The sequence below is a fragment of the Mesorhizobium sp. NZP2298 genome (assembly GCF_013170825.1).
Taxonomy (GTDB): domain Bacteria; phylum Pseudomonadota; class Alphaproteobacteria; order Rhizobiales; family Rhizobiaceae; genus Mesorhizobium.
In genome coordinates this window covers 5,489,158-5,515,357 of the sequence record NZ_CP033365.1, presented here as the reverse complement: position 1 = coordinate 5,515,357, position 26,200 = coordinate 5,489,158, and the positions used below count along the sequence as shown (strand labels likewise).

The window sequence follows — 26,200 nt, the reverse complement described above, 5'->3', positions numbered from 1 at the left end:
TCTCGATCGACTGTCATACCGGGACCGTTCGCACCCTGGAGGTCAAGGGCACCATCAGCTACGGGGCTCGGGCTTCGGATCATCCACGCTTGACTCAAAGATTTGTTCGTGCTTTGTTCTAAATTGCTAAGGCGAAAACAGGAGCGTTCCTTGGCGAGCGTATGCGCATGTACCAAGGCGAGTTCGATTTCGGAATTCCAGAGGGACCATGGCGGCCTAAGCTGCCGGAGCGCGTCTTCTACGGCTTGTTTTTGCAGCAGAAGGACTATTCTCGGTTTGCGGACTGTCAAAGCCGGCTATGCGGCCAATGTGAGATAACCGGCTCCCGTCTGCTGTATCATCGCTTTCACGTCAGCCTGCAACACGTCGGTGATTACAAAAGACTGCGAGAGAAATTCATCTTCGCTGCCGCCCGGTCGGGCCGGAGAGTTGCGATGTCTGAGTTTGAGGTCACCTTTCGTTCTTTCAGGAGCTTTCCCGGTCGCCCGGCGACGAGGGGCCGCCCGGCTAAGCATCCTTTCGTGCTTCTCGCCGATGACGGACCGGTTTGTGAATTGAGCAGGAAGCTTGGCGCTGAGATGTTGCGCGAAGGTCTCAAGGCTTCAGACAGTTTCGTTCCACATTTGACGCTGGCCTATGACCAGAAGCTAATTTCGCAACAGCCTATCGGCCCAATCAGCTTTGTCGCCCGGCAATTCGTTCTTGTGCACAGCTTGCGCGGACTGAAGAAGTACGTTTTCCCCGAATGTTGGCCGCTGAGTGCTATGTGATACGCTGATCGCTCTCCCTCAATTTGTCGTCACACAGCCGCGCTATATCGATCGTCCTGACACGGCTTGTCAGCTGTCATGCGGGCAGGGGTGGCGGGCCGGCAAGCGCTTCCCCACTTCGAGTGCGTCTGAACAGGAGGAACACAAATGACCATCGCGGAAATTGCCAAGGATTTCACCGAGCTCCTCAAGCAGGGAGACCACAACGGTGCCGCCGAAAAGTACAATGCCGATGACATCGCCAGCTACGAAGCCATGGAGGGACCGATGGCCGTCAGCCATGGCAAGGAGGCCCTCAGGCAGAAAAGCCAATGGTGGCAGGAGAACCATGAGGTCCACGGTGGCTCGGTCGAGGGACCCTATGTCAACGGCGACCAGTTCGCGGTGCGCTTCACATTCGACGTCACGCCCAAGGCTACCGGCCAGCGTGTAACCATGGACGAGGTTGGCCTCTACACGGTCAAGAACGGCAAGATTACCGAAGAGCGTTTTTACTACTGAGGCAGGAGATGCCTCCGACTTCGGAGCCTGCACTTCGCTTCGAGATACAAGCATTGCGGCCGGGACGGCGTCCTGGCCGCAATGTGCCGCTCAAATCATCTTCACATACTCGGCAAGCTGGTCGGCCACCATGCCCCAGCCATCGAAGAAACCCCTCTCCTCATGGCTGTCGCGGGTCGCCTCGTCGCGGTGGATGGCGGTGGCGGTCTAGCGCGTGCCTCGGCCATCCGGCTGGAGGGAAATGACCGCGGTGATGAAGGGCTCGCCTGACGGCCGATAGCCCGGCAGCAGCGCATCCGTCCACACCAGCCGCTCGTTCGGCACGATGTCGAGATAGCAGCAATGGTTGCGGGCCTGGGCGCTGGCAAATCGGGAAGGGCGGTTTTAGGTTGTGGGAGGGATTCGATTGTCAGCCCAAGGGAAACGCGCTTTGACGACTACGATCTACGGCATCACCACCTGCGACACGGTCAAGAAGGCGCGCGTCTGGCTGGAGGACCACGACGTTGCTTATCGCTTCCATGACTTTCGCTCGGAGGGGCTGGACGCGAAGCGGTTGGGTGGCTGGGTTGGCAAGGTCGGCTGGGAAAAGCTGCTCAACAAGGGCAGCACGACCTTCCGCGAACTGCCGGACGCCGACAAGCAGTCGCTCGACGAAAAAAAGGCCAAGGCGCTGATGCTGGCCAAACCCACAATGATCAAGCGCCCGGTGCTTGAGGTTGGCGACCAGATCTTGGTTGGGTTCAAGCCGGATGTCTATGCGCAGGCGGTTGGCAAGTAGACGCTGTATTCGCCCGCTTCGTCATTGCCTGAACGCAAGGCTCCGAGGCGGTCTGATTCCTCGGAGCTGATGACGAAGCTGTGGCCAACGGTGGCTAGTTGCGAGCGCCCGCGCTGAGATAGCCCGCCAGCGCCACCGCATTGTTGTGCGCTTCGTCATGCGCGCCGTAGAGCAGCGTCACCTTGCCGTGGCGGAGCAGTCCGCGCAGTCGCGCCACCGCCTCTTCATTCTCATCGAGCTCAGCCCGATACCGCTTCTGAAACTCCTTCCAGAGTTCGGGCTTGTGCCCGAACCACTTGCGCAGATCATCGCTCGGCGCGATCTCTTTCAGCCACAGCGCCAGCGCGGCATGCTCCTTGCTGACGCCGCGCGGCCAGATGCGATCGACCAGCACCCGTTGGCCATCGGCCTTGTCGGGTGCTTCGTAGATGCGCTTGACCGCGATATCGAAAGTCATCCCGCCCTCGCAGGCTGGCAAGCCGTCAGGCCCACTCGCCCTTGCGCATGACCGCCACGCGGCTGCCGTCCTTGTGGACGCCGTCTATGTCGATCTTGTCCGAACCGATCATCCAGTCGATGTGGATGAAGCTCTTGTTGCCACCGCGGGCCGCGATCTCGTCCTGGCTGAGCGAGGCGCCGTTGACGAAGCACTTGGAATAGCATTGGCCGAGCGCGATGTGGCAGGCGGCGTTCTCGTCGAACAGCGTGTTGAAGAACAACAGGCCGCTGGCCGAGATCGGCGAGGAATGCGGCACCAGCGCGACTTCGCCCAGACGGCGCGATCCCTCGTCGGTGTCGAGCACTTTCTTAAGCACATCCTCCCCCTTCGAAGCCTTGGCTTCGACAATCCGTCCGCCCTCGAACCGCACCGAGATCTCGTCGATCAGCGTGCCCTGGTAGGAGAGTGGCTTGGTCGAGGAGACATGGCCCTCGACCCGCCTGGCATGCGGCGTGGTGAAGACCTCCTCGGTCGGGATGTTGGGATTGCAGGTGATGCCGTTCTTGGCGGTCGAGGCGCCGCCCATCCATTCATGGCCGTCCGCCAGTCCGACCGTGAGGTCGGTGCCCGGTCCGGTGAAATGCAGCGCGTGGAAATTATGGCCGTTCAGCCATTCGGTGCGGCCGCGCAGAGCGGCATTGTGCGCCTTCCAGTTGCCGATCGGGTCCTCCACATCCACTCGCGAGGCGGCGAAGATGGCATCGGCGAGCTTGACCACGGCGACATCGTCGGCATCGCCGGGAAAAACCTGCTTGGCCCATGCGAGGTCCGGATAGGCGACGATGTTCCAGTTGATGTCGAAGCCGGTGATCTTTTCCAGCGCCGGCTGGTAGGCCATGGAATTCGCCTTGTTGGCGCGCGCCACTTTCGCCGGGTCCTGCGCCGACAGCAGCGAGGGATCCTCGCCGCGCACGGCAAGCCTGGCCGCATTGTTGGAAAAGGCCTTCGCCATGCCTTCATAGAGCCAGCCGGCGGCGTGGTCGAAACCGGCGTCGGCGCCGAAGCGGTAGCGCGCCAGCGTCATCTCGTCGTCGTTGAAGATCGGCGTCACCAGCCCGGCGCCGGCCTTGTAGGCGTGTTCGACGATGCGCCTGGTCAGCGGCAGGGCCGCGATCGACGAGGTCAGCACCAGATCCTGTCCCGGCTGCAATTGCAGCCCGACCTTGATGGCGACTTCCGCCAGCCTGTCGAGCTTCACCGGGTCGATCGTTGCGGAAACGCCGCGCGAATGTGTGGTCATGATCCTGCCTGCCGTAGTTGGATATCCGACTCTACATAGACCGGGGACGCGGTGCTTTCCACCGCGATCGCGCCGCCGGGATCTGTAGTCGCCGATCTGAATTGCGCCATCGTCGCCTCGATCTCTTCCTTGATCCAGATCTTGAAGTCCCGAACCTTGCGGCTTTCCGCCTTCGTCGACGAGGTCACCAGCCAGTAACCGAGCCCGCTCTGGGCACGGATTCCGAACGGCGCCACCAGCCGTCCATCGGCCAGCGCATCCGCCGTCAGCAACTGCCAGCCCAGCATCACGCCATGGCCGGCAATCGCCGAGTCCAGGCATAGCATCGGATCGGTGAAGCGGGCGCCCTTCTGGAAGGTGACGGGCGCAACACCGGCGGCGGCGAACCAGCTGTCCCAGTTGATCATCGCCCGCTCGTCGGTGATGGCGCAGGTCTGGGCAAGGTCCTCGATCGAGCTCAATTTCCTGGCGATGCCGGGTGCGCAGACCGGGAAAACTTCCTGCGCCAGAAGCAGTTCCGCGCGCCCGCCAGGCCATTTGCCGTCGCCAAGCCGGATGGCGATGTCGATGTCGGAATGATCCAGATTGGCCAGCCGCACCGAGGCGTCGATGCGCAGCAGCACATTGGGATGCCGGTCGAAGTGGCGCGACAGTCGCGGCAGCAGCCATTTCGAGGCAAAGGCCGGCGCCACCGAAACCACCAGGGTGCATTGGGTCGTTTCGTCTGCCAGCGCCACGGCCTGGGTGAGCTCGCGAAATCCAGCGCCAAGGCGGGTTGCGAACACGGCGCCGAATTCGGTCAGCACGAGACCGCTGGCCGTGCGCTCGAACAGCGCCTGGCCGAGCTGTTTTTCGGTGCGGCTTATCTGCTGGCTGACGGCGCTGGCGGAAACGTTGAGCTCGCCGGCGGCCGCTGCAAGCGAGCCGAGACGGGCAACCGTTTCGACGGCCCGAAGGCCGTTGAGATGAACGCGATTGAGCATGGCCATTTGAGATTTTCTAAACTGGTCCGGCCGAAATCTCAATTGAAACTCACATCGGAACGGCAGACTTTGTTGATGGGAGACAGACCCGCGGAGCCGGAAATGCTGAGGATGGTGTCGTCGCTGAGGGGCATGTTCGCCGCGAATGCCTCATGCGTGCCTCACTCAGGGAGCGAGGCACAGGGATGGCTGACAGATCCGCTTTCACATCCTGTGCTGAACACCATGTCGGAGCGCGAACTCGGCGACATGCCGTTCAGGCTGACGGCACGGCTAACCGAGCACGAGACCTGCTCACCCCCTGCCGGTTTGGGTGAACGCCGCTGAGCCGAGGCCGCGCGGTCCGGCTTGAGGAAATGTCGGACAAAGCGTGGCGCATTGGCGGTCGTATTGGCCCAACGAAATGCGGTTGTTTCGGCGGCGCCGGCATTTATTGTGCGCCGCAATGAAATCGACCTCAGCAGCGCTTCGCTTCACCGTCGCCGGCATGATCGCGCTGGCCGTCGCCATGGGCATCGGCCGCTTCGTCTACACGCCGATCCTGCCCGGCATGATGGAAGAGCTGCATCTGTCGCCGGCCAATGCCGGGTGGATAGCTTCGGCCAATTATCTCGGCTATCTCGTCGGTGCGTTTGCCGCGGCCGGTGGTTGGGCGCATGGCCGGGAACGTCTGCTGATGTTGGCGGCTCTTGGCGCCAGCACTGTCCTGGCCGCGCTGATGGGGCTGACCGACGCCATGCCCGCCTTTCTCCTCATCCGCTTTCTGGCGGGTCTGGCCAGCGCCTTCGTCATGGTCTTCATGGCCAGCATCGTTTTCAGCCATATCAATGCCGCCGGTCGTGGCGACCTGCAGGCCTGGCATTTCGGCGGTGTCGGGCTCGGCATGGCGATCTCGGCGGTGATGATGGCGGTGCTGGTCACTGAACATGCCGGCTGGGCGGCGGGCTGGTTGTGGTCGGCTCTGATTTCGGCTTGCGGCTTGGTCGTCGTGGCGCTGCTGGCGAACGAGGGCCCGCTTGTCAACGGCGAAGCCGCCCGTGAGCCGGCCCTGCCGAAAGCCCGGTCGCTGATGAAGATCATCGTCGCCTACGGCCTGTTCGGTTTTGGCTATGTGGTGACCGCGACATTCCTGGTCGCCATCGTCCGCCAGGGCGGCGGCAGCCGCGTCTTCGAGGCCATGGTGTGGCTGGTCGCCGGCCTTGCCGGTTTTCCCTCGACGTGGCTGTGGCAGAAGATCGCCGCGCGGATTGGCCTCTACGCCGCCTATGCGCTCGCATGTTTCATAGAAGTGATCGGCGTCACCGCCAGCGTGGCGCTTGGCGGATATACGGGGCCGCTGCTCGGCGGCCTGCTGCTCGGCGGCACCTTCATCGCCATCACCGCGCTTGGCTTGCAGGCCGCACGCCAGCAGGCGCCAAAGGCGCCCCGGCGCATCTTTGCGTTGATGACGGCGTCGTTCGGCCTGGGCCAGATCATCGGCCCGATCGTTGCCGGTTTTTTGGCGCAGATGTCAGGTGATTTCTTCCTCGCTTCGCTCCTCGCCGCGGCCATGCTGGTCGTCTCCGGCGCCGTCACCTGGTCGGCCGCGCCAAAATCGCCATGATTGTGGTCTTGCTGGCACCGGGCATCGGGCAGGCATTTTCTTTCCCCCTAATGTGTGACTTTATGCCCGCTGTTGTCAGCTGATTTGCGCCTAAAGCAAGGAATTCGCCCAGTGTTCGTATCCTTCTTCCCGCAGCCGAAGCTCTTCTTTTCTTCGGCCGCCATCTGGAGCCTTGCGGCGATCCTGTTCTGGTTTTTCGGTGGTGAGCAATTGGGCGCCGTCTTCGGCCTGCCGGCGGCGGCCGCCGACGCGCCGCCGATCATCGGCATTGCGGTGCTGGTGTCGAAGCCGTTCCTCTGGTTCTATATCTACTTCGTGGTCTGCGTGGCCATCTTCTACGCGTTCTGGAGCTGGTATTCGCCGCATCCCTGGCAGCGCTGGTCGATCCTGATGACGGCGGTCATCCTGTTCTTCATCTATTTCAATGTGCAGGTCAGCGTCGCCGTCAACGCCTGGTACGGGCCGTTCTTTGACTATGTGCAAGGGCTGATGTCAGGCACCGGCAAGTCGACCAACGGTGAATTCTATACCGGACTGGCCGACTTCTCATGGCTCGCGCTGGTCGGCATGAATGTGCAGGTGGTCAATGCCTTCATCGTCAGCCACTGGATCTTCCGTTGGCGCACGGCGATGAACAACTACTTCATCGAGAACTGGGCCAGGTTGCGCCATATCGAGGGTGCCTCGCAGCGTATCCAGGAAGACACGATGCGGTTCTCGCAGATCATGGAAGATCTCGGCTCCAGCTTTGTACAGTCGATCATGACCTTGATCGCCTTCCTGCCGGTCATGATCCAGTTGCAGGCCCATATCAGCGAGTTGCCGATCATCGGCGCGATCCCCCAGCCCCTGGTGGTCGCGGCACTGGCCTGGTGTCTGTTCGGAACGATCTCGGTGATGATAGCCGGCCTGAAGCTTCCGGGGCTGCAGTTCCGTAACCAGCGCGTCGAGGCCGCTTACCGCAAGGAACTGGTTTACGGCGAGGATCATGCGGACCGTGCACAGCCTGCAACCACCGCCGAGCTGTTCGCCAATGTCAGGCACAATTATTTCAGGCTCTATTTCCACTACATCTATTTCAACGTCGTCCGGTACACCTACCTGCAGGCCGATAATATTTTCTCCCTGCTGATCCTGGGTCCGTCTCTGGTCGCCCACAAGATAACGTTCGGCGCGCTGAACCAGATCTCGAACGCCTTTGGTAAGGTGACGGGTTCGCTGCAGTTTCTGCTGACCTCCTGGTCGACCATCGTCGAGCTTCAGTCGGTCCACAAGCGCTTGCGCGCCTTCGAGGCCACGCTCCTGGGTGAGCCACTGCCCGAGATCGACCAGCGTTACCTGGCAAGACATGGCGCCGAAGATCCGGCCTGAGAAGATTTGGGTTTGATCCGAAACGGGTTGGCGGCTCAGCCGCCGACCGTTGCCTGCTTCTGGCCAGCGCTTTGCCGCGTGACATAATCGCGAAAACTGATGCATTCGACATCGGCCTTCACGCAGACCTCGCCGGCAAAGCGCTCCAGCGCGTCCCAATACGCGCCGTCATTCATCAGCGTGAAATGGAAGCCGAGTTCCAGCGGAATGCGCTTGCCCTGATACTGCGTATCGAACGCGGCGCGAAACGCCTGATAGGTCCGGTCGGCGAATTCGCCCGCCTTGCTCGGCCGCTCGAAGCCGCCGGAATGCCTGACATACAGATTGTAGTCCATCGCGATCACCGGCCGTGATTTCGGTCCTTCCGGGATCTGCGGCAGTGAAAAGCGCGTGATGCCGCCGACGGTCGGCGGCAGGGCAGGGCCTTGCGAGACGCCGCTGGCGTCGAATTCGTAGCCGGCGGCAGGCAAGGCCTCGTAAAGCGTCTTGCTCGTCGACAGATACGGCGCGCGGAAGCCGACAACGGCGTGTCGCGCGAAATCACGCCAGCCCTGCGGTTCAGGCGCGATGCCGTTGATCGCATAGGCGTTCTCGAGAATGTGCTCGAACGAGGCGAACTCCTTCAGCCAGTCGGCCTTGCTCCATTCCTTGCCGTCGAAATGACCGCAGGCGTGGCTGGCAATGTCGTGGCCTTCATGCGCGGCAAGGCCGATCTGGTCGAGCCGTTCGGCGACTTCCTGTTTGGAGGCGGCAAAGCCGATGTTGGATTTGCCTGATGTCTTGCCGGGTGCGGTGTATTCCTTGCGCGTCTCCGGCGACAGCAGGAAGACGCAGGAGAGAAAATAGGTGAAATGCGCGCCGGTGCGCTGCGCCAGCGCCCGGCTGCGCTTCCATTGCGAGATGTCGCGGGCGCTGTCGAAGGAGATGATGACGACCTGCTTCGGCTTTGCCGGCTTTGCCGGCATTGGCGGCGCGGGCGGATCGGCCAGAGCCGCGCCGGCAGCGGCGAGCGAGGCAAGAGAGAACGCAACAACGCGAGACAAACGAGGCATCGGCAAACTTACAGGCTCCGGGCGGTCAGCAAGCCGGCTATCCCCGAAATGTGGCGTGGGTGCGATTGGGTCATTTTGTCCGTTTGCCCGGAGCAAACATCCGTTTGCCCTGGGGAATGGGCGATTTTCCGCCCGAACCCCTTCCATGCCGACAAAATTTCGCTAAAACGCGGGCTCATGAACCGCCCCGGCCCGGGGCAAAAGTGGTTTTGATTGATGTCCGACGACAGTTTTATCCGTGAAGTGAATGACGAGATCCGTCGCGAACAGGCGCAGGCGCTGTGGGACCGTTTCGGCCCGGCCTTGCTTGTCATTGCGGTCCTCGTGGTGCTCGGCACCGCTGCTTTCGTCGGCTATCGCTATTGGGACGAGACGCGCGCCAACCGCTCGGGCGATGCGTTCTCGCAGGCGCTGAAGCTTGCCAATGACGGCAAGAACGACGAGGCGCTGGCCGCGCTCGATCAGTTGGAGAAGGATGGCTACGGCGCCTATCCCCTGCTTGCCCGCATGCGCGCCGCCACCGTCAAGGCGAGCAAGGGCGACACCGATGCCGCCGTCAAGGACTTCGACGAAGTCGCCGCCGACACCGCCATACCCCAGGGCATCCGCGACATGGCGCGGCTGCGGGCAGCGTTGCTGCTCGTCGATCACGGCTCCTTCGCCGACGTTTCCAGCCGCGTCGAGGCGCTTACATCGGACACCAACACACTGCGCCATACGGCACGGGAGGCGCTTGGCCTTGCTGCCTGGAAGGAAGGCAAGACCCAGGACGCGCTGAAACTGTTCGACCAGATCGCCGCCGATGACGGCGCCCCACGCAACACCCGCGAGCGGGCAACGCTCATGTCCGAGCTGATCCGCGGCTCGGGCAATGCCTCGTAAATGCATGTCGCCCAAAAGTGTGCAGCGGTTTTGGGATAGCGACATGCATGATTGTAGGACCTTATGACCTTCAAAGTCGCCATTATCGGCAGACCTAACGTCGGCAAATCGACGCTTTTCAATCGGCTGGTGGGGAGGAAGCTGGCGCTGGTCGACGACACGCCGGGCGTCACCCGCGATCGTCGCGTCCACGCCGCCAAGCTCTACGACCTGCATTTCGATGTCATCGACACAGCCGGTTTCGAGGATGCCGCCGCCTCGACCCTGCCTGGCCGCATGCGTGCGCAGACCGAGATCGCCATCCAAGAAGCCGACCTGATCTTCTTCACCATCGATGCCAAGTCCGGCCTGCTGCCGGACGACAGGACCTTTGCGGAAATCGTACGCAAATCCGGCAAGCCGGTCGTTCTGGTCGCCAACAAGGCCGAGGCGAAAGGCGCCCAGGGCGGCATGTTGGAAGCCTGGGAACTCGGCCTTGGCGAGCCGATCCCGGTTTCGGCCGAACATGGCCAGGGCATGCCCGATCTGCGCGACGCGGTGATCGCGGCACTCGGCGAGGCGCGCGCCTTTGGTGAGGAGGAAGAGGGCGAAGACGACGAGATCGCCGCCACCGAGGTGCTGATCGGCGAGGACATTGCCGATCCCGACGCCGAGGATACGCACACTTACGACGACACCAAGCCGATGCGCATCGCCGTCGTCGGCCGTCCGAATGCCGGCAAGTCGACGCTGATCAATGCGCTGATCGGCGAGGAGCGGCTGCTGACAGGACCGGAAGCCGGCATCACCCGCGATTCCATCTCGGTCGACTGGGATTGGCATGGCCGCCGGCTGAAATTGTTCGATACGGCCGGCATGCGCCGCAAGGCCAGGATCCACGAAAAGCTGGAAGTGATGTCGGTGCAGGACGGCTTGCGCGCCATCCGTTTCGCCGAGATCGTCATCATCGTGCTCGACGCCACGATCCCCTTCGAGAAGCAGGATCTGCAGATCGCCGACCTGATCATCCGCGAGGGCAGGGCGCCGGTGATCGCTTTCAACAAATGGGATCTGATCGATCATCCGCAGGAACTTCTGGCGGAACTGCGCGAAAAGACCGAGCGGCTGCTGCCGCAGGTACGCGGCATCCAGGCCGTTCCGGTCTCGGCCGAGACAGGGCGCGGCCTCGACAAGCTGATGGACGCGGTGCTGAGGACCCACAAGGTCTGGAACAGCCGCGTCTCGACCGGCAAGCTCAACCGCTGGCTTGAAGCCATCCTGGCGCATCATCCGCCGCCCGCCGTTGCCGGGCGCCGGCTGAAGGTCAAATATGTCACGCAGGCCAAGACGCGGCCGCCGGGCTTCGTGGTCCAGTGCTCGCGCCCGGATGCGATGCCGCAATCCTATGTGCGTTATCTCTCCAACAGCCTGCGCGAAGCGTTCGACATGCCGGGCGTGCCGATCCGCATCGCGCTGCGAACCTCGGACAACCCGTTCGCCGGCCGGGCCAAGAAACGCGGCTGAGCCTGGCGCTCGTCCGATCAGGCCACGGCGCGTAGGCCGGCAGTCCGCGCATTGTCGGGTAGTGCCTGTCGCGCCGCCTCCAGCAGTATATCGGCGAGGCGCGCCGCCACCGGCTCGAGTTCGGCATCCCGGCGATGCAGGTACAGAGCCATCTTGGGCAGCCCCGGCAGGCCGGCAATCTCCGGCTTCATCGCGCTGACGCTGGCCGGCAGGCCAATGTCGGTGCGGATCGTCAACCCCAGCCCCGCGGCCACGGCCGCCCATATGCCGCCAAGGCTCGGGCTGGAGAAGGCCATGCGCCATGGCAATCCGGCGCGGTCGAGCGTTTCCGTCGCCACTGTGCGCAGCAGGCATGGCGCTTCGAGTGCCACCAGCGGCAGCGGCTCGCCGTCGCGCAGGCTGGTCTCGATGCGCTTGGTCGGACCGATCCAGCGCATTGGAACGTCGGCGACGTGCTCGCTATAGGGCAGCATCGTGCCATTGTGCCAGGCAAGCGCGATATCGAGACTGCCTGACGTGATCTTGTCGGCGAGTTCGAAGCTGCGCGCGATCCTGGCCTCGATCTTCACCTTGGGGTGGGCACGGGCGAAGCGGCCGAGCACATCCGGCAGCACCGCCTCGCCGAAATCCTCCTGCAGGCCGAGCCGCACCCAGCCCTCCAGCTCGACATCATGGATTGCCGCCACCGCCTCGTCATTCAGCTCGATCAGCCGGCGCGCATAGCCGAGCATGGTCTCGCCGGCCTCCGTCAAGGCGAGGCCGCGCCCCGATTTGCGGAAGATCGGCGTCGCTGCCTGCTCTTCCAGCTTCTTCAACTGCGCGCTGACCGCCGAGGTCGAGCGGCCAAGCCGGTCGGCGGCCTTGGCAAAGCTGCCGAGCTCCATGCCGGTGACGAAACTGCGGAGAACGTCGAGGTCGAAGGTCACGCGTTGCATAAGAAATATCCTGCTTTTCAGGATTGATAGTCAAAAACTTCCTGATTTTTAGGACGGATTTATGGCGATAGAGAGATGGGGTCAAGGTCCAGGCGACTGGATTCCCATGGGAATGAAATCATGTCCGCCATCGTTGACTGCACCGACCAAAAGCCAACACAAATCCTGCAAGACAGGGCTGCCGGCTCCACCGGAAGGGTGTTCAGCCCTGGCCATCGCTGGAAGGTCCTGGGCATCGGTGTCGCCGCGAACGCCAGTTTCTCGGCCACCTTCTCCGGCATACCGGCAACGGCCGTCGTGCTTCGTCAGGGCTATCACCTGAGCAATGCCGAGCTTGGCCTGGCGCTTGGCCTCCTCGGACTGGGCGTTGCGCTCAGCGAATTGCCCTGGGGCTTGCTCACCGATCGCTGGGGCGATCGCCGCGTGCTTCTGATCGGACTTGGGGCGACGGCGGCCTGGCTGCTTGCCATGGCCGTGCTCGTCGTGCCGACGAGGTCAGGCGTTCCCGATATCACGCTCCTGTCGGCAAGCCTGCTCGTCACCGGATTGCTGGGCGGCAGCGTCAACGGCTCGAGCGGCCGTGCCATCATGGGCTGGTTCCGGGAAAATGAACGTGGCTTTGCCATGAGCATCCGTCAGACGGCGGTGCCGCTTGGTGGTGGCCTGGGCGCGCTTGTCCTGCCGTCGCTCGCCCTGGTTTTCGGCTTTTCCGCGGTGTTCGGGCTCCTGGCCGGCACATCCGCTATCTCCGCCCTGTTCGCCTGGCGTTGGCTGCACGAGCCGCCGACCGTGGATCACGTCGTTTCGCCGACCACGGCCGGATCGGCGCCGCTGCGCAACCTCGAGGTCTGGCGCATCGCCACCGCTATCGGCTTGCTCTGCTTCCCGCAGGTGGCGGTGCTCACTTTCGCGTCTGTGTTTCTGCACGACTTCGCAGGGCTGGGAACCGCCGCGATCAGTGCGAGCTTGGCAGCCGTGCAGATCGGCGCCATGGTCATGCGCGTCTGGAGCGGCCGCTTCACCGACCGCCACGGCAATCGCCGTCAGTTCCTTCGCAGATGCAGCGCGTTCAGCGCGCTTGCCTTCGTGGTGCTCTGGGTATTGGTCCTGGCCAGCCCCGCCATGCCGGGCGGCCAGTCCTTCCTGATCGCTGTTCTTCCCCTAGTGCTGATTGCCGCAGGCATCTCGGTCTCCGCCTGGCATGGTGTTGCCTACACCGAGCTTGCCACGCTTGCCGGCGCCGGCCATGTCGGAACCGCGCTCAGTCTGGCCAACACCTTTGTTTTCGTTGGCTTCTTCCTGGTGCCGGTGGCCATTCCCGGGCTGCTGCACCTCTGGTCATGGTCCGGCGTCTGGCTGTCGGCCGCCATCTGCGCGCTCATCGCATGGCCGATTTTCCTGCGGCCGGCCTGAATGCTCCCGCCGCAAAACCGCCCGACTTCGAAACCACGACCTTGAGCCGACTGAGAAAACCCGATCGATCCCGTTAACGTCCCATCAAGGTTAATGCATCATTTTGCTCTCCAGTGGGGTCAGTAGCGTTCCTGGAGAGAGTTCCGTGCATCGACGCGTCTTGAAGCGGCTTGCTGCCGCCGCCGGTGAGAAGAAGCGCAATTTTGTGTCTCCGCTCATCATCGGCCTCGGCATCTGGATCGGTTTCCCGACCGTCGCTGCCTACCAGGACATGACCAGTCTGGTTTCCGGCCTCGAATCGCCGACCGCGCGCTGGAATTCCTATGTCGAGAGATCCGTCGCCGGTTCGGTGCATGCCGCCGAGATGCCGTTCGTCGATTCCGATGTCACTGGCTCGATCTCCGGATCGGGTATTCACCTGGCGGGCGTCGGCTCTGTCTCGTTTCGCGGCAAGGGCGGCAAGGTCAGCGGCTCGCCCGACGAGGATCGCGTCATGCGCGCCGACAAGAAGGGCCGCATCGTCCAGGTGTCTCCTGTTGCACCGCCGAAGAACTTCAACGCCGGTTCGATCTTCCAGCGGACCTCATCCTTGATGCGGCCGAGCATGGACAGCGATCTGAAAATGGCATTTGCCAAGCCCCAGATCAAAGGCAAGGAAATCCAGATCGCCGCGGAATTCCATGCGCGTGAGGACAAGAAGCCGGATCCCGGCGTGCCGGCCATGCTTGCGGCCCTCGTCAACAACGATCATCCGGATGTGCTGGCAACGGCTTATGCGCAATCCGAGCCGGACTATGCCAAGGCCTCGCCCTTCGAAGCCCTCCTCCAGGACGAGCAGCCCAACAGTGGCCGCTTCATTCCGCCGATGGCCAAGGGTGACCATTGGTGGATCCAGAATCCGCTGCCTGAGAGTGTCTTCTCCAAGAAGGAGCAGGCATGCCTGGCCAACGGCATCTATTTCGAGGCGAGGAGCGAGTCCGTGCGCGGCCAGGCTGCCGTTGCCCAGGTCATCCTCAATCGCGTCCGCAATCCGGCCTACCCCAATTCGATCTGCGGCGTCGTTTACCAGAACGACAGCTGGTTCAACCGTTGCCAGTTCTCCTTCGCTTGCGACGGCAGGAGGAAGCGCATCGACAGCCCGGTCGCCTACAAGACCGCGCAGGACATCGCCATGGCCGTCACCGCCGGCAAGATATTCATCCCGGAGGTCGGATCGTCGACCCACTACTATGCCCAATATGTCCATCCGGGATGGGCGCGCACGATGCAGAAGATGACCAAGATCGGCTTGCATATCTTCTACCGCACCTATGGCGGCGGGTGGAGCTGAAGGCCTGTCGGCCGCTGGTCTTTTCCGCCGGCTACGGGCTCGATTGAGGAGCCATTGTCCGGGGGATTCGCGCGACGCATCCCCGTCGTCGCGGCGGGCACGATGTCGCACCTTACTAATTCTTTGATTTTATTGCCTAAAATACATGGCAATGATCTTCCGCCCGTGGCTTGACGGGCGCAAACCCTCTAACTATGTTGCCGGCGACTTTAGAAGCGGACGGACGGTGACGGTCTGACCGGGCAGGGGGGTTGCGATGGCCGATAAAAGCAGGCCAGACGGAACCGGAGAAACCGGCCGCGGCAATCAGCATGAAACCGGCATCCGCGACGACGATCTTGAGCGACGTCGGCGTGAACTTGAAGCATCGCTTGCGACAAGGCTGCCGAACCGGCTCGAGGGGAAAGACGACGCGAAAGCGGGCAGTGCGGCCGGATATGGCCAGGCGGTCAAACTCTCCAGTGAATTTATCGCTGGCGTGGTGGTGGGCGCCGGTATCGGCTGGATCATCGACCGTATGGCGGGGACATCGCCGTGGGGTCTGATCGTTTTCCTGCTGCTTGGTTTTGGCGCCGGCGTGCTCAATGTCATGCGTTCCGCGGGCGTTGTGGCAGAATTCGGACAGGGCGATAAATCGCGCTCTGGCCGGGACGACAGCAAATGACCGCCCTTCAGGCGGCATTTGGAAATAGCCGCCTCGTGCGGCAATGGTAATTTGGCCGTACGCGGCATTGACGGGGTTAGAACGTGGCAGCTGACAAGGTCGATCCGATCCACCAGTTCCATATCATCAAGCTGGTTCCGATTAACATCGGCGGCTACGACCTGTCCTTCACAAATTCGGCACTGTTCATGGTCGCGACCGTGGTTGTCGCGGCCGCGTTCCTGTTCCTGACGACGTCGAGCCGCAGCCTGGTTCCCGGCCGGCTGCAGTCGATCTCCGAAATGGCCTACGAGTTCGTCGGCAACATGTTGCGCGATGCCGCCGGCACGCAGGGCATGAAGTTCTTCCCCTTCGTGTTCTCGCTGTTCATGTTCGTGCTGGTCGCCAACCTGCTCGGCCTTTTCCCCTATTTCTTCACCGTCACCAGCCACATCATCGTCACCTTCGGCCTCGCCGCCCTGGTGATCGGAACCGTGGTGGTCTACGGCTTCATGAAGCACGGTCTCGGTTTCCTGAAGCTGTTCGTGCCGCATGGCGTGCCGGTGTTCCTGCTGCCGCTGGTGGTGCTGATCGAAGTCATCTCCTTCGTGTCGCGCCCGGTCAGCCTCTCGGTTCGTCTGTTCGCCAACATGCTGGCCGGCCACATCACGCTGAAGGTGTTCTCGGGCTTCGTCGTCAGCCTCTCCGCGCTCGGCGCGGTCGGCGTCGCGGGCTCGATCCTGCCGCTGGCCATGGCGGTGGCGCTGACGGCGCTTGAATTGCTGGTCGCCTTCCTGCAGGCGTACGTCTTCGCGGTGTTGACCTGCATGTATCTCAACGACGCCCTGCATCCCGGGCACTAGGCCCAAGAGTTTCCGGCCTTACGAGTTTCCAACTCTGGCGCCGGATGGAATACCAACGGAATTTTCAGATCCAAAGGAGTTGAACAAATGGACGCAGAAGCAGCAAAGTACATCGGCGCCGGCATCGCTTGCCTGGGCATGGGTGGCGCGGGCATTGGCCTGGGCAACATCTTCGGCAGCTACCTCTCGGGCGCGCTGCGCAACCCGTCGGCTGCTGACGGCCAGTTCGGCCGCCTGATCTTCGGCTTCGCCGTGACCGAAGCTCTGGGCATCTTCTCGCTTCTCATCGCGCTGCTGGCCCTGTTCGGCTGAGCTTTGGGAAGATTGGACAGGCCGGCCGCGCAAGCGGCGGGCCTGATATCTGGGGATAGTCCATGTTCGTGACATCTGCCTTTGCGCAAGAGTCCGCGCCTGCCGCCGATACCAGCCATGCCGCGACCGGAGGCGACACGCACTCCGCCACCGGCGTGCCTGCCGAAGCGCATGGCGCATTTCCGCCGTTCGATCCTGCGACCTTCCCGTCGCAGCTTCTGTGGCTGGCGATCACTTTTGGGCTGTTCTACCTCTTCCTGAAGCGCGTCGTGGTGCCGCGCGTCGGCGGCATCATCGATGTGCGCAATGACCGTATCAGCCAGGATCTCGATCAGGCGAGCAAGTTGAAGGGCGAGGCCGACGCCGCTGTTGCTGCTTACGAGCAGGAACTGGCGGAAGCCAAGAAGAACGCCAATTCGATCGGCCAGCAGGCCGCCGATGCGGCCAAGACGGAAGCCGAGACCGCACGCAAGAAGATCGAGGCCGCGCTCGACGAGAAGCTTGGCGAGGCCGAGGCACGCATTTCTTCCATCAAGGCCAACGCCATGAAGGAAGTCGGCAGCATTGCCGAGGACACCGCTTCGGCGATCGTCGAGGCCCTGGTCGGCGGCAAGGCCAGCAAGGCCGAGGTCGCGGCCGCGGTCAAATCCGTGGCCCGGTGAGGAGCGCATCATGGACGCTACATCTCTCGCAACGCTCTGGGCCACGATTGCCCTGATCATCTTCCTGGGCGTCGCCATCTATATCAAGGTGCCCGGCCTGATCGCCAAGGCGCTTGACGCCCGCGCCGCCAGGATCAGCAGCGAGCTCGACGAAGCCCGCAAGCTGCGTGACGAGGCCCAGCAACTGCTCGGCCAGTACAAGAAGAAGCGCAAGGAAGCCGAGCAGGAGGCTGCCGACATCGTAGCGGCCGCCAAGCGCGAAGCCGAAATGCTCGCCGCCGACGCGCATAAGAAGTCCGAAGACTATGTCGCTCGGCGCACCGCGCTTGCCGAGCAGAAGATCGGTCAGGCCGAGCGCGATGCGGTTGCCGAAGTGCGCGCCAGCGCCGTCGATATCGCTGTCGAAGCCGCCCGCGCGCTGCTGGCCGCCAAGGTCGATGTCAAGGCCGGCGCCGACCTGTTCAAGGCTTCGCTCGCGGATGTGAAGGCCAAGCTGAACTGAGCGGTTCTCGAGCCGCCGACATGAAGCCGCCCGGGCAACCTGGCGGCTTTTTTGTTGGGCGCATTGAGCACCGATAATCCCTCGAGGGGGAGATCGCTCGCTCAGCTCAATCCAGCCCGGCCAGGCTCTCTTCTTCAACCACTTCAGCCCCGCCCAGCCTGAACGGCGCGAATGACACCCGGTGCAGCCGTGCGACGGGGCCATGCGCCTCGATCGCCGTGCGGTGGCGGGCCGTGGCGTAGCCCATGTGGACTTCAAAGCCGTAGCGGTCGTGATGGCTGCCGCAGCCGCACATCATGCGATCGCGCATCACCTTGGCGACGATCGAGGCGGCGGCGATCGACTGCGAGCGCTGGTCGCCCTTGATCAACGCGCGGCCGTCGCACGGCAGCCCGGGCGGCACATCGCGGCCGTCGGCAAGCGCGAGTTTCGGGCGGACCGACAGCCCGACCAGCGCGCGCCGCATCGCCTCCAGGCTTGCCTTGAGGATGTTGCTGCTATCGATGCCTTCGGCGCTGATCGACGCCATCGAAACCGCCTGCGCGGAGCCAAGAATGCGCAGGAACAGCGCCTCGCGCTGCAAATGACTGAGACGTTTGGAATCGTCGAGGCCTTCGGGGATGTTGGCGGGGTCGAGCACCACCGCGGCCGCGACCACCGGCCCGGCCAGCGGGCCGCGACCGGCCTCATCCATTCCCGCGACAGGCCATAGCCCGTCAGCCATCGCCTTCGTCTCGAAGGAGAAATCGGGTTTCTCGACGATTTCGAAGAGAAGCGGAGAATCGGAACGCGCGCGAGCCATGTTGCGGCGAGGTTCGCATCGGCTCCGATTCTCCGCAAGTCCCTCCGGGTCGGGTGGGGCGCCGGACCGGGAGGGCACCGTCTGCAGGCCGGGGCAGGCCGGACGGGATTCTTTGCCGTGACCGCAATGAAGCGGCGGCGGCGAAAGGGGGCGTTCAGAGCAGCATCAACTGCTCCTGGTCCTTTCCGGCCGCGACGAACAGGTCGGTGCGGAGCGTGCGCCGCTCAGCATTGAGGCCGAGCCGCTTGGCGGTGATCTCGAAGCGGCGACCGATCTGCCAGGCGTAGGGTCCGGCGCCCTTCATGCGCTTGCCCCATTCCGAATCGTAGTCCTTGCCGTCGCGCATCGAACGGATCAGGGACATCACGTGGCGGTAGCGGTCGGGATAATGGCGCAGCAGCCAGTCCTTGAAGATCGGGCTGACCTCCAAAGGCAGGCGCAGCACGACGTAACCCGCCTCGCGCGCGCCCGCCGCGCGCGCCGAATCGAGGATCCGTTCCATCTCCTGGTCGGTGAGGCCGGGGATGATCGGCGCCACCATGACCGAAGCCGGAATGCCGGCATCCGAAAGCTGCCGGATAGCCTCCAGCCGCTTGGTCGGCGTCGACGCGCGGGGCTCCATGGTGCGCGCCAGCATGCGGTCCATTGTCGTCACCGACAGCGCCACCTTGGCCAGCCCGCGCTCGGCCATGCGCGACAAGATGTCGATATCGCGCGTCACCAATGCGGACTTGGTGACGATGCCGACCGGATGGCCACGCGCTTCCAGCACTTCGAGGATCTCGCGCATGATCCGGTACTGCTTTTCGATCGGCTGGTAAGGGTCGGTGTTGGTGCCGATGGCGATGGTGCGCGGCTGGTAGCCGTCCTTCGACAGTTCCTTGTTGAGCAACCTTGCCGCATCCGGCTTGGCGAACAGCTTGGATTCAAAATCCAAGCCCGGCGACAGGCCCATGAAGGCGTGCGTCGGCCGTGCGAAGCAATAAACGCAGCCATGTTCGCAGCCGCGATAGGGGTTGATCGACCGGTCGAAGGAGATGTCAGGCGATTCGTTGCGGGTGATGATGGTACGCGGCTTTTCAACCTGCACTTCGGTCTTGAAGGGCGGCAGCTCCTCCAGCGAATCCCAGCCATCATCGAAGACATGGCGGCTGACCGGCTCGAACCGGCCGGACGGATTGATGCCCGCCGACCGGCCGCGATTGCGGTCCGGACGGATACGCATGCCACTCTGCTCGATCATCGCATTGGCCATCTCGGCTCGTCCAGCTCCGAAAGCTGCAATGTCGGCGCGCACGATCGGTTCCATCTTGGCCCGCTCCCAGGGACTGTCCATGTTGTTTCGAATCGCTCGGTTCATGAAATTATTCCTATTTTCTCGATGAGAACAAATCAAGAACTTTCTATGCTGCGCTGCAAAAACTGGCGCTGTGCGCTGCTTTCCGCTATTCGGCTAAACATGCTCAGTGTTCTCATTGAAACGCGCAATGACGAGGAGGCTCTCGCCCGTACGCTCAGCTCGCTGATTGGCGGCGCTGTCGAGGGCGTGGTGCGCGAGGTCGTCGTCTGCGACACCGGCTCCACCGACCAGACGCATCATGTCGCCGAGCATGCCGGCTGCCAGTACGTGGCAAGCGGCGGCATTGCCGTGGGGATCCGCCAGGCCAAGGGTGACTGGCTGCTGCTGCTGGAGCCGGGCGCGCGGCTGGTGGAGGGGTGGATCGATGCGGTTGTCGCCCACACGGCGCGGCAAACCATGGCGGCGCGATTCTCGCGCGCGCGGGGCAGCCGCACACCGTTCCTGGCTCGGGTCTTTTCGGGAAACCGTGCGCTCGCCGACGGGCTGGTGATCAGCAAGCGGCAAGCCGCGTCCTTGTCGAAAAGCGCCGGTAGCGCCGAGGCGCTGGCGCGTGGCTTGGCGACAAAGAGGCTCGACGCCGAGATCTGGGTAGCGCCGCCGAGGCAGCAGCACCGCTCGCCAAAGTGATTTTTTGCATATGCTCTGTCTATTGTGCATTGCACAAAACGTGACACGGGGTTAGCCTCTCCCCGAGGTGGTGAATTGGGTTTGGGTCATGCGAGTGGTGAGCACCGATGCGGCATCGGGGTCGCGCTCATGGACGAGGATCCGATGAACCTTTCAACCCCTGACAAATCCGGCGCCGCCAGTCTCGAGGCCATTGCCCGCAATGGCAGCTTGTTGCGGCGCATCGCCGTACGCATTCCGACCTATCTCACGGACCTGCGCGAAAACCCTGCCTGGCTGCCGATGTTCATGCTGGCGCGCACCATGCCTGGGCGACGGATGCATTGGCTGGGTGCAAAACGCGCCCGTCCTGCCGACAATGTTGGGGATACGATGTTTTCCGGTGTCGAGCGGGCGGCGGTGGTCGACGCGCTGCGCTCCGACGGCCTGTTTTCAGGCCTGGTCCTGCCATCGGAAATTCATGAGGAGATCGCGCGTTTCGCAGAACGCACGCCTTGCTTCGGCAATTTCGACCGTCGTCTCGAATTCATGCCGGGCGAGCATGCGCAAGCCGAGAAACGCCTGGCTCGCTCGTTGCTCAGCGGACACTATTTCGAGCGCATCCTCGACTGCCCGGCCGCACTCGCCATCCAGCGCGATCCGCTGCTGCTCGACATTGCCGCGCACTATCTCGGCGGCCAGGCGAAACTGATCACCACACGCGTCTGGTGGAGCTTTCCGACCGGCGCGGCCTCCGACGCCGACAAGAACCTTGCCTCCCTCGGCAAGTATCATTTCGACCTCGATGACTGGCGCATGCTGAAATTCTTCTTCTACCTCAGGCCTGTCGACGCCGACACCGGTCCGCATGTCTATGTCAGGGGCAGCCACAGGCGCCGCGCCATGAAGCATCAACTGACCCTGTTGGTCGGCCATCCCGCCCAGGAGGTGCTGGACGTCTATGGCGAGCAAAGCCCGGTGACTCTGACCGGAGAGGCCGGCCTCGGCTTTGTCGAGGACCCGTTCGGTTTCCACATGGGCACCGTGCCGGCGCGCACGCCGAGGCTGATGATGGAGGTGGGCTTCGGTGTTTCGCGCCCGTCACGCCGGCGCTTCCATGGAGAGCCGGTCATCCGCTGAGCGGGATCAGTCGAAGCTGATCTCGACCCGCATCCAGCGGAGGCGACGCCTGGCTTCGCGTTGCTCTCTGCTTTCCCCGTCGAAATCGACAGGGACAGGCTCGCGGCTGAACGCCTTTTGGTCGTCCATGGCACTGATGATGACGATTGCTTTCGCGTCGTCTCCGGCGATCGCGGCGACATAGACGCCGCAATCCGCGCAGATCAGATAGTCGGCCGTCCTCAGCCCGAACCGGTATTTGCGTAATCGCTCGATATCCCCGACCGAGACAATCAGCCTGCCGTCCGGATCGGCGACGGCGCGCGAGCCATGTTTGATGCAGAACGAGCATTGGCAGGCGCGGACTTCGATTTGCGATGGATCGAGTTCGGTTGAAAATCGAAGGCGTATGTTGCCGCAATGGCATCCGCCGGTATGCTCGGTCATCGCATCGTCCTTGTCGGGATCGGCTATTGCCGTTCCACGAGAAGGTACTTTCTCCGGCATCCGGTTTGGAATGGCCTTTCGAAGGCGCCGGCGCCGTTCTGCCTGGCAAACGCGGCGTGAAACCGGGGCTTTGCCCTCGGCTTTTACGGAGTCGACTTCCCGCGCCGCAGATGTTCGTCCAGGCGCGGCATGATCTCGACGAAATTGCACGGCATGTGACGGTAGTCGAGCTGCGCCTTCAGGATGCCGTCCCAGGCATCCTTGCAGGCGCCGGGCGAGCCCGGCAGCACGAAGACGAAAGTGGCGTTGACGACGCCACCGGTCGCCCGGCTCTGGATCGTCGAGGTGCCGATCTTGTCGTAGGAGATGCGGTGGAACACTTCGGAAAAGCCGTCCATGCGCTTTTCGAACATCGGCTCCAGCGCCTCCGGTGTCACGTCACGCCCGGTGAAGCCGGTGCCGCCGGTGGTGATGACGACATCGATATTCTTGTCCCGCGACCACGCCAGGACCGTGTCGCGGATCTTGTCGCGGTCATCGGTGACGACATCGCGGGCGGCCAGGATGTGGCCGGCCTCGATGATGCGATCGGCCAATGTCCGGCCGGATTTGTCGTCGGCAAGGCTGCGCGTGTCGGAAACGGTCAGCACCGCGATGCGAACCGGAATGAACGAACGGCTCTCGTTAATCCCAGCCATCTCACTCAGCCTCCGATGCCATGCTGCGCGTCGCCGCGACGAACCAGTCGGGCTGGCGGCCGCGTATTTCGGCTGCCGCCCGCTTGGCGACATTGCCGGTCTCGAACAGACCGAAGCATGTCGCGCCCGATCCGGACATGCGTGAAAACCCCGATCCGGCCTTATCAAGCCACGACAGCGCCCGGCCTATGGCGGGCTGCAGCGCCACGGCTACCGGTTCGAGATCGTTACGGGTGACCTCCAGCCAGTTGCGCAGGCTGTGAAAATCGATGCTGCGCGGCAGCGGCGCCAGTGGTTCATTGTCGCGGCGGGATAGCGCTGCGAAGATTTCCGCCGTCGACACCGGCTTGCCCGGATTGACCAGCACCAGTCCAAGCGCCGAAAAATCCGGCACCATCGACAGCTCGTCACCAATGCCGCGCGCCACCAGCGGTTTTGCCGCCAGGCACATCGGGACGTCGGCGCCAAGCGAGAGACCGATCCGCGCCAGCTTGGCGTCGTCGATGGCCAGGTCCCATGTCCGCACCAGCCCGCGCAATACGGCCGCCGCGTCACTCGATCCGCCGCCGACGCCGGAGGCGACCGGCAGGTTCTTTTCGAGTTTTATGGCAACCGGCGGAGTTCGTGCGGAGCCGGCCTCTCGTCGCAGGGCATCGCGCGCCTTCAGCACGAGATTGCTGGCGTCGAGAGGAACCGCGGGCGCATAACGGCCGGACACGGTGAAATCGTCGCTGTCGGCGAGCGCGATTTCGACCCGGTCGCCAAAACGCGTGAACACCGCCAGGCTTTCAATCAGATGATAGCCGTCAGGCCGCCTGCCGGTGACATGGAGTGCCAGATTGATCTTGGCATGCGCGGGCCAGGTGCGCGAACCGATTTCGGTGTCCACGGCGTCAGTCGTGTGGGGGATGATGCTCAGTCCTTGGCCAGCCGGTATTCGCCGGTCTTCGGATCCTTGACCAGCGTACCCATAGCGCCGTTGGCCGCCTGCTTTTCAGTCCGCCGCACCTTGGCCGTCACGCGCTCGGCTTCCCGGACGAAAGTGCGGTAGCCGAAATAGGCGGCGACGCCGACGACGGTGAAGAAAATGATCTGCGGCATGTCAAAACTCCTCCCACGCTGGGCCGGCGAAGGCGGCCGGTCGGGTCGGTTGGTGCATGTTGCCCAAAAACTGTGTCCGGTTTTGGGAAAACGACATGCATGAGACTACAAGCACTCATGCTAGACGGTTTCGCCCGGTTTTCAAAGCCCGAAGCGAGCCCACAGCGCGCGCTCTTCCGCCGCATCGATGATGCCACTGGCCGCGGCGCCGGCGATATCGGGCGCCGAAAAGCCCCTGCTCGAGCCGAACAGGCCGAAGCGGCTGAGGAAGCCCCGCGGCGCCGAGACCAGCCTGAGCTGGGTCTTCGCCCCGAACCGGGTCTTCAGCACGGTGCGCATGTCGCCGAGCGCATCGACGAGGCCGAGTTCCAGGCCTTTCTTGCCGGTCCAGAACAGGCCGGTGAACAGGTCCGGATCGTCCTTCAGTTTCGTGCCGCGCCGCTCCTTGACCAGATCGATGAACGTGCCGTGCACCTCCAGCTGCAACGCCTTCAGCCGCTCGATGTCCTCCTTCTTCTCGGGCTTGAATGGATCGAGCACCGCCTTGTTCTGGCCGGCGGTGTGGACACGGCGCTCGACGCCGATCTTCTTCATCAGTTCAGGGAAGCCGAACGAGGCCGAGACCACGCCGATGGAGCCGACGATGGAGGAGGGATCGGCAAAAATCTCGTCACCGGCGACCGCGATCATGTAGCCGCCGGAGGCGGCGACGTCCTCGACGAAGACCAGAACCTTCTTGTTCTTTTCGTTCGCCAGGTCGCGGATGCGCTTGAAGATCAGCCGCGACTGCACCGGCGAGCCGCCGGGCGAATTGATCGAGACGGCGACCGCCGGCGCGTCGAAGGAAAAGGCCTTCTCGATGAGGCCGGCGGTGGAGGCCAGCGACAGGTTCTGCCGGAACTGGCCGCCCGACATGATGGTGCCGTGCAGCCGGATGACCGGAATGGTGACGACGGTGGAGCGCCAGGATTTCGGCAGCAGGCGGTTGAAAAGACGTTTCACGAGGACGCGGTCTCCGGTCGATGGGTTGCAGGCATGTAGGGATTTCCCGGCCAACGGCAATGTGGCGGCCAGGAATAGCTCAATCTCCAAACAGCGAGGCGAGACCGTTGGCGATCATTTCGCTGCGCTCGTCGGGGCCATTGCCCGATTGCGCGTGCAGCATCAGGGGCGGACGGATGGCGAGTTTTCCGCGGGTTCCCAGCGCTGCGCGCACGACGATGCGGATCGCCGCCGCGTCGGGGCGAGGGTGCACGGCGAGCATCTCGGCATCGCCGAAACGGCCTGCGATCGCGTCGAGGATGGCGCCTAGCTGTTCGGGCCGTGCGATGACGGCCAACCCGCCGCGCGGCTTGACAACCGCCGCCGCACTGCGGATCCAGCTTTCGAACAGCCCGTCCTCCATGACATGGGCTTCCTTTCTCAGCCGGTCAGGCGTGGCGCGGTCCCGGGCGGCGTTGAAGGGCGGATTCATGATGACGTAGTCGAAGTCATTGTCGGCCAGACCTGCCGCCGCCCGGGCCTGGCCGGATACTGTGACATCGGCGACGAGCACGGATGCGCGATCGCTGAGATGGGCATTGCCGGGATGAGCAAGGGTGGCCGCGGCAAAGGCCGCCATTTCCGGCGCGCGTTCGACCAGCACGGCCTGGGCAGCCGGGCATCGCGACAGCACGGCCAGGCCGGCGGCGCCGGCGCCGGCGCCGAAATCGGCGAGGCGTCCGCCAAAGGCGGACGGTACGGACGCCGCCAGCATCATCGCATCCATGCCGGCGCGATGGCCGCCATGCTTGGGTTGCACCAGCCAGAACCGGCCGCGATGGAAGGCATCGACCGTATGGGCCGGCGTGTCCGGGCCAAGGGTGTCAAGGGCAGGGGCGGCTGGCGCGGCCGGCATTATTTTGTGCGGATCTCGTTGGCGATGCCGGCGTCCGTCAGGATACGCCGCGCGGCATCGACCTGGTCGGCGTCGACCATCACGCGCTTCTGCAAAAGACCGATCGATCCTTCGAGAATGCTCATATTCTGATCGGCGACAAAGAAGGCGATGCCGGCGTCGCGCATCAGCGATTCGACGAAGGAGATGATCACGGCATCGTTTGTGCGGACAAGTTCTATCATCTGATGAAACTCGCAGTTTGCGCTATTGATGTAAACGGGCGGAGATTCCCTGGCCGAGCCTCGCTCCCCCAGCGGTTGACAGGCTGTTACCGACGCCGCGC

The 26,200-nt window shown here is 63.3% G+C and carries 32 protein-coding genes; 17 read left to right on the top strand and 15 right to left on the bottom strand.

Annotated elements, in window-relative coordinates:
* The first annotated feature begins 167 nt into the window (after window positions 1-167).
* Together EB231_RS26765 and EB231_RS26760 are read left to right on the top strand one after the other, a co-directional pair.
* Window positions 168-770: a 2'-5' RNA ligase family protein gene (locus EB231_RS26765; RefSeq protein ID WP_172351445.1), complete on the top strand. Its 603-nt coding sequence runs from the start codon at window positions 168-170 to the stop codon at window positions 768-770.
* 147 nt (window positions 771-917) lie between these two features.
* A complete protein-coding gene (locus tag EB231_RS26760; protein WP_172351444.1) occupies window positions 918-1,271 on the top strand; it encodes a SnoaL-like domain-containing protein in 354 nt (117 codons plus the stop codon).
* Window positions 1,272-1,478: 207 nt separating this feature from the next.
* Here EB231_RS26760 and EB231_RS35240 read toward each other — a convergent pair whose 3' ends face one another.
* The gene (locus EB231_RS35240; RefSeq protein ID WP_246740723.1) at window positions 1,479-1,577 is read right to left on the bottom strand and encodes a hypothetical protein; all 99 of its coding nucleotides are present in this window, start codon (window positions 1,575-1,577) and stop codon (window positions 1,479-1,481) included.
* A gap of 124 nt (window positions 1,578-1,701) precedes the next feature.
* Here EB231_RS35240 and EB231_RS26750 point away from each other — a divergent pair, with 124 nt between their 5' ends.
* On the top strand, window positions 1,702-2,052 hold the full coding sequence (locus tag EB231_RS26750; RefSeq protein ID WP_172351443.1) for an ArsC family reductase: 351 nt from the start codon (window positions 1,702-1,704) through the stop codon (window positions 2,050-2,052).
* A 94-nt stretch (window positions 2,053-2,146) separates the two neighbouring features.
* Here EB231_RS26750 and EB231_RS26745 read toward each other — a convergent pair whose 3' ends face one another.
* From EB231_RS26745 to EB231_RS26735, 3 genes are read right to left on the bottom strand one after another with little or no spacing between them, the layout of a single operon-like run.
* Window positions 2,147-2,509 (bottom strand): DUF488 domain-containing protein, encoded by a 363-nt coding sequence (locus tag EB231_RS26745; protein ID WP_172351442.1) that lies wholly within the window; start codon window positions 2,507-2,509, stop codon window positions 2,147-2,149.
* 25 nt (window positions 2,510-2,534) lie between these two features.
* Window positions 2,535-3,791, bottom strand: coding sequence for an aminopeptidase (locus tag EB231_RS26740; protein WP_172351441.1), 1,257 nt, complete (start codon window positions 3,789-3,791; stop codon window positions 2,535-2,537).
* Entirely contained in the window at window positions 3,788-4,780 is a 993-nt protein-coding gene (locus tag EB231_RS26735; protein WP_172351440.1) for a LysR substrate-binding domain-containing protein, read from the bottom strand. The genes EB231_RS26740 and EB231_RS26735 overlap by 4 nt, the downstream gene beginning before the upstream one ends.
* Window positions 4,781-4,876: 96 nt before the next feature.
* Here EB231_RS26735 and EB231_RS26730 point away from each other — a divergent pair, with 96 nt between their 5' ends.
* From EB231_RS26730 to sbmA, 3 genes are all read left to right on the top strand, one after another.
* Window positions 4,877-5,101 (top strand): hypothetical protein, encoded by a 225-nt coding sequence (locus EB231_RS26730; RefSeq protein ID WP_172351439.1) that lies wholly within the window; start codon window positions 4,877-4,879, stop codon window positions 5,099-5,101.
* A gap of 118 nt (window positions 5,102-5,219) precedes the next feature.
* The gene (locus EB231_RS26725; RefSeq protein ID WP_172351438.1) at window positions 5,220-6,377 is read left to right on the top strand and encodes a YbfB/YjiJ family MFS transporter; all 1,158 of its coding nucleotides are present in this window, start codon (window positions 5,220-5,222) and stop codon (window positions 6,375-6,377) included.
* A 111-nt stretch (window positions 6,378-6,488) separates the two neighbouring features.
* Window positions 6,489-7,748: a peptide antibiotic transporter SbmA gene (sbmA, locus tag EB231_RS26720; RefSeq protein WP_056564147.1), complete on the top strand. Its 1,260-nt coding sequence runs from the start codon at window positions 6,489-6,491 to the stop codon at window positions 7,746-7,748.
* A 35-nt stretch (window positions 7,749-7,783) separates the two neighbouring features.
* Here the strand turns inward: sbmA and EB231_RS26715 are convergent, their stop codons facing one another.
* Entirely contained in the window at window positions 7,784-8,800 is a 1,017-nt protein-coding gene (locus EB231_RS26715) for a polysaccharide deacetylase family protein (RefSeq protein WP_172351437.1), read from the bottom strand.
* Between the two features lie 216 nt (window positions 8,801-9,016).
* On the opposite strand from EB231_RS26715, the gene EB231_RS26710 reads away from it, so the two are divergent.
* Window positions 9,017-9,682 carry a tetratricopeptide repeat protein gene (locus tag EB231_RS26710; RefSeq protein WP_172351436.1) on the top strand — a complete coding sequence of 222 codons (666 nt, stop codon included), beginning with the start codon at window positions 9,017-9,019 and terminating at the stop codon, window positions 9,680-9,682.
* A gap of 63 nt (window positions 9,683-9,745) precedes the next feature.
* The gene (gene der, locus EB231_RS26705; RefSeq protein ID WP_172351435.1) at window positions 9,746-11,185 is read left to right on the top strand and encodes a ribosome biogenesis GTPase Der; all 1,440 of its coding nucleotides are present in this window, start codon (window positions 9,746-9,748) and stop codon (window positions 11,183-11,185) included.
* A gap of 17 nt (window positions 11,186-11,202) precedes the next feature.
* Here der and EB231_RS26700 read toward each other — a convergent pair whose 3' ends face one another.
* On the bottom strand, window positions 11,203-12,120 hold the full coding sequence (locus EB231_RS26700) for a LysR substrate-binding domain-containing protein (protein ID WP_172351434.1): 918 nt from the start codon (window positions 12,118-12,120) through the stop codon (window positions 11,203-11,205).
* A gap of 120 nt (window positions 12,121-12,240) precedes the next feature.
* Between EB231_RS26700 and EB231_RS26695 the strand changes: the two genes are divergently transcribed.
* The 7 genes from EB231_RS26695 to EB231_RS26665 all read left to right on the top strand — a co-directional run bounded on the left by EB231_RS26695 (window position 12,241) and on the right by EB231_RS26665 (window position 17,845).
* A complete protein-coding gene (locus tag EB231_RS26695) occupies window positions 12,241-13,533 on the top strand; it encodes an MFS transporter (protein WP_172351433.1) in 1,293 nt (430 codons plus the stop codon).
* Between the two features lie 145 nt (window positions 13,534-13,678).
* Complete coding sequence (locus EB231_RS26690; protein ID WP_172351432.1) at window positions 13,679-14,863, top strand: cell wall hydrolase; 1,185 nt, start codon at window positions 13,679-13,681, stop codon at window positions 14,861-14,863.
* Window positions 14,864-15,119: 256 nt separating this feature from the next.
* A complete protein-coding gene (locus EB231_RS26685) occupies window positions 15,120-15,527 on the top strand; it encodes an AtpZ/AtpI family protein (protein WP_172351431.1) in 408 nt (135 codons plus the stop codon).
* Between the two features lie 83 nt (window positions 15,528-15,610).
* Window positions 15,611-16,369, top strand: coding sequence for a F0F1 ATP synthase subunit A (locus EB231_RS26680; protein WP_172351430.1), 759 nt, complete (start codon window positions 15,611-15,613; stop codon window positions 16,367-16,369).
* 87 nt (window positions 16,370-16,456) lie between these two features.
* The gene (locus tag EB231_RS26675; RefSeq protein WP_013896722.1) at window positions 16,457-16,681 is read left to right on the top strand and encodes a F0F1 ATP synthase subunit C; all 225 of its coding nucleotides are present in this window, start codon (window positions 16,457-16,459) and stop codon (window positions 16,679-16,681) included.
* A gap of 62 nt (window positions 16,682-16,743) precedes the next feature.
* Entirely contained in the window at window positions 16,744-17,343 is a 600-nt protein-coding gene (locus EB231_RS26670) for a F0F1 ATP synthase subunit B (RefSeq protein ID WP_172351429.1), read from the top strand.
* 10 nt (window positions 17,344-17,353) lie between these two features.
* Window positions 17,354-17,845, top strand: coding sequence for a F0F1 ATP synthase subunit B (locus EB231_RS26665; protein ID WP_172351428.1), 492 nt, complete (start codon window positions 17,354-17,356; stop codon window positions 17,843-17,845).
* A gap of 106 nt (window positions 17,846-17,951) precedes the next feature.
* On the opposite strand, the gene EB231_RS26660 is transcribed toward EB231_RS26665, so the two are convergent.
* On the bottom strand, window positions 17,952-18,647 hold the full coding sequence (locus tag EB231_RS26660) for a ribonuclease HII (RefSeq protein ID WP_172351427.1): 696 nt from the start codon (window positions 18,645-18,647) through the stop codon (window positions 17,952-17,954).
* Between the two features lie 154 nt (window positions 18,648-18,801).
* A complete protein-coding gene (locus tag EB231_RS26655) occupies window positions 18,802-19,956 on the bottom strand; it encodes a PA0069 family radical SAM protein (protein ID WP_172353029.1) in 1,155 nt (384 codons plus the stop codon).
* A 150-nt stretch (window positions 19,957-20,106) separates the two neighbouring features.
* On the opposite strand from EB231_RS26655, the gene EB231_RS26650 reads away from it, so the two are divergent.
* Window positions 20,107-20,634, top strand: coding sequence for a glycosyltransferase (locus EB231_RS26650; protein WP_172351426.1), 528 nt, complete (start codon window positions 20,107-20,109; stop codon window positions 20,632-20,634).
* A gap of 144 nt (window positions 20,635-20,778) precedes the next feature.
* Entirely contained in the window at window positions 20,779-21,753 is a 975-nt protein-coding gene (locus EB231_RS26645; protein WP_172351425.1) for a hypothetical protein, read from the top strand.
* Window positions 21,754-21,759: 6 nt separating this feature from the next.
* Here the strand turns inward: EB231_RS26645 and EB231_RS26640 are convergent, their stop codons facing one another.
* The 7 genes from EB231_RS26640 to EB231_RS26610 form a co-directional block, all read right to left on the bottom strand.
* Window positions 21,760-22,179: a GFA family protein gene (locus EB231_RS26640; RefSeq protein WP_172351424.1), complete on the bottom strand. Its 420-nt coding sequence runs from the start codon at window positions 22,177-22,179 to the stop codon at window positions 21,760-21,762.
* A gap of 143 nt (window positions 22,180-22,322) precedes the next feature.
* Window positions 22,323-22,877, bottom strand: a complete 555-nt coding sequence (moaB, locus tag EB231_RS26635; protein WP_172351423.1) for a molybdenum cofactor biosynthesis protein B — start codon at window positions 22,875-22,877, stop codon at window positions 22,323-22,325.
* Between the two features lies 1 nt (window position 22,878).
* A complete protein-coding gene (locus EB231_RS26630) occupies window positions 22,879-23,766 on the bottom strand; it encodes a 4-(cytidine 5'-diphospho)-2-C-methyl-D-erythritol kinase (RefSeq protein WP_172351422.1) in 888 nt (295 codons plus the stop codon).
* Between the two features lie 26 nt (window positions 23,767-23,792).
* Window positions 23,793-23,978, bottom strand: coding sequence for a membrane protein (locus EB231_RS26625; RefSeq protein WP_013896713.1), 186 nt, complete (start codon window positions 23,976-23,978; stop codon window positions 23,793-23,795).
* Window positions 23,979-24,119: 141 nt separating this feature from the next.
* Complete coding sequence (locus EB231_RS26620) at window positions 24,120-24,980, bottom strand: S49 family peptidase (protein WP_172351421.1); 861 nt, start codon at window positions 24,978-24,980, stop codon at window positions 24,120-24,122.
* A gap of 79 nt (window positions 24,981-25,059) precedes the next feature.
* Window positions 25,060-25,875 carry a tRNA1(Val) (adenine(37)-N6)-methyltransferase gene (locus tag EB231_RS26615; RefSeq protein ID WP_172351420.1) on the bottom strand — a complete coding sequence of 272 codons (816 nt, stop codon included), beginning with the start codon at window positions 25,873-25,875 and terminating at the stop codon, window positions 25,060-25,062.
* A complete protein-coding gene (locus EB231_RS26610) occupies window positions 25,875-26,099 on the bottom strand; it encodes a putative signal transducing protein (RefSeq protein WP_172351419.1) in 225 nt (74 codons plus the stop codon). Before EB231_RS26610 ends, EB231_RS26615 begins: the two co-directional genes overlap by 1 nt.
* Window positions 26,100-26,200 lie beyond the last annotated feature (101 nt).

Bases quoted from the DNA above. Each gene is read 5' to 3' on its own strand.
- EB231_RS26675 (WP_013896722.1), top strand. From the start codon at position 16,457: ATGGACGCAGAAGCAGCAAAGTACATCGGCGCCGGCATCGCTTGCCTG.
- EB231_RS26660 (WP_172351427.1), bottom strand. From the start codon at position 18,647: ATGGCTCGCGCGCGTTCCGATTCTCCGCTTCTCTTCGAAATCGTCGAG.
- EB231_RS26655 (WP_172353029.1), bottom strand. From the start codon at position 19,956: ATGGAACCGATCGTGCGCGCCGACATTGCAGCTTTCGGAGCTGGACGA.
- EB231_RS26670 (WP_172351429.1), top strand. From the start codon at position 16,744: ATGTTCGTGACATCTGCCTTTGCGCAAGAGTCCGCGCCTGCCGCCGAT.
- EB231_RS26730 (WP_172351439.1), top strand. From the start codon at position 4,877: ATGCTGAGGATGGTGTCGTCGCTGAGGGGCATGTTCGCCGCGAATGCC.
- EB231_RS26740 (WP_172351441.1), bottom strand. From the start codon at position 3,791: ATGACCACACATTCGCGCGGCGTTTCCGCAACGATCGACCCGGTGAAG.
- moaB (WP_172351423.1), bottom strand. From the start codon at position 22,877: ATGGCTGGGATTAACGAGAGCCGTTCGTTCATTCCGGTTCGCATCGCG.
- EB231_RS26645 (WP_172351425.1), top strand. From the start codon at position 20,779: ATGAACCTTTCAACCCCTGACAAATCCGGCGCCGCCAGTCTCGAGGCC.
- EB231_RS26715 (WP_172351437.1), bottom strand. From the start codon at position 8,800: ATGCCTCGTTTGTCTCGCGTTGTTGCGTTCTCTCTTGCCTCGCTCGCC.
- EB231_RS26710 (WP_172351436.1), top strand. From the start codon at position 9,017: ATGTCCGACGACAGTTTTATCCGTGAAGTGAATGACGAGATCCGTCGC.
- EB231_RS26735 (WP_172351440.1), bottom strand. From the start codon at position 4,780: ATGGCCATGCTCAATCGCGTTCATCTCAACGGCCTTCGGGCCGTCGAA.
- der (WP_172351435.1), top strand. From the start codon at position 9,746: ATGACCTTCAAAGTCGCCATTATCGGCAGACCTAACGTCGGCAAATCG.
- EB231_RS26640 (WP_172351424.1), bottom strand. From the start codon at position 22,179: ATGACCGAGCATACCGGCGGATGCCATTGCGGCAACATACGCCTTCGA.
- EB231_RS26625 (WP_013896713.1), bottom strand. From the start codon at position 23,978: ATGCCGCAGATCATTTTCTTCACCGTCGTCGGCGTCGCCGCCTATTTC.
- EB231_RS26615 (WP_172351420.1), bottom strand. From the start codon at position 25,875: ATGCCGGCCGCGCCAGCCGCCCCTGCCCTTGACACCCTTGGCCCGGAC.
- EB231_RS26610 (WP_172351419.1), bottom strand. From the start codon at position 26,099: ATGATAGAACTTGTCCGCACAAACGATGCCGTGATCATCTCCTTCGTC.
- EB231_RS26685 (WP_172351431.1), top strand. From the start codon at position 15,120: ATGGCCGATAAAAGCAGGCCAGACGGAACCGGAGAAACCGGCCGCGGC.
- EB231_RS26700 (WP_172351434.1), bottom strand. From the start codon at position 12,120: ATGCAACGCGTGACCTTCGACCTCGACGTTCTCCGCAGTTTCGTCACC.
- EB231_RS26765 (WP_172351445.1), top strand. From the start codon at position 168: ATGTACCAAGGCGAGTTCGATTTCGGAATTCCAGAGGGACCATGGCGG.
- EB231_RS26745 (WP_172351442.1), bottom strand. From the start codon at position 2,509: ATGACTTTCGATATCGCGGTCAAGCGCATCTACGAAGCACCCGACAAG.
- EB231_RS26650 (WP_172351426.1), top strand. From the start codon at position 20,107: ATGCTCAGTGTTCTCATTGAAACGCGCAATGACGAGGAGGCTCTCGCC.
- EB231_RS26760 (WP_172351444.1), top strand. From the start codon at position 918: ATGACCATCGCGGAAATTGCCAAGGATTTCACCGAGCTCCTCAAGCAG.
- EB231_RS26725 (WP_172351438.1), top strand. From the start codon at position 5,220: ATGAAATCGACCTCAGCAGCGCTTCGCTTCACCGTCGCCGGCATGATC.
- EB231_RS26695 (WP_172351433.1), top strand. From the start codon at position 12,241: ATGTCCGCCATCGTTGACTGCACCGACCAAAAGCCAACACAAATCCTG.
- EB231_RS26665 (WP_172351428.1), top strand. From the start codon at position 17,354: ATGGACGCTACATCTCTCGCAACGCTCTGGGCCACGATTGCCCTGATC.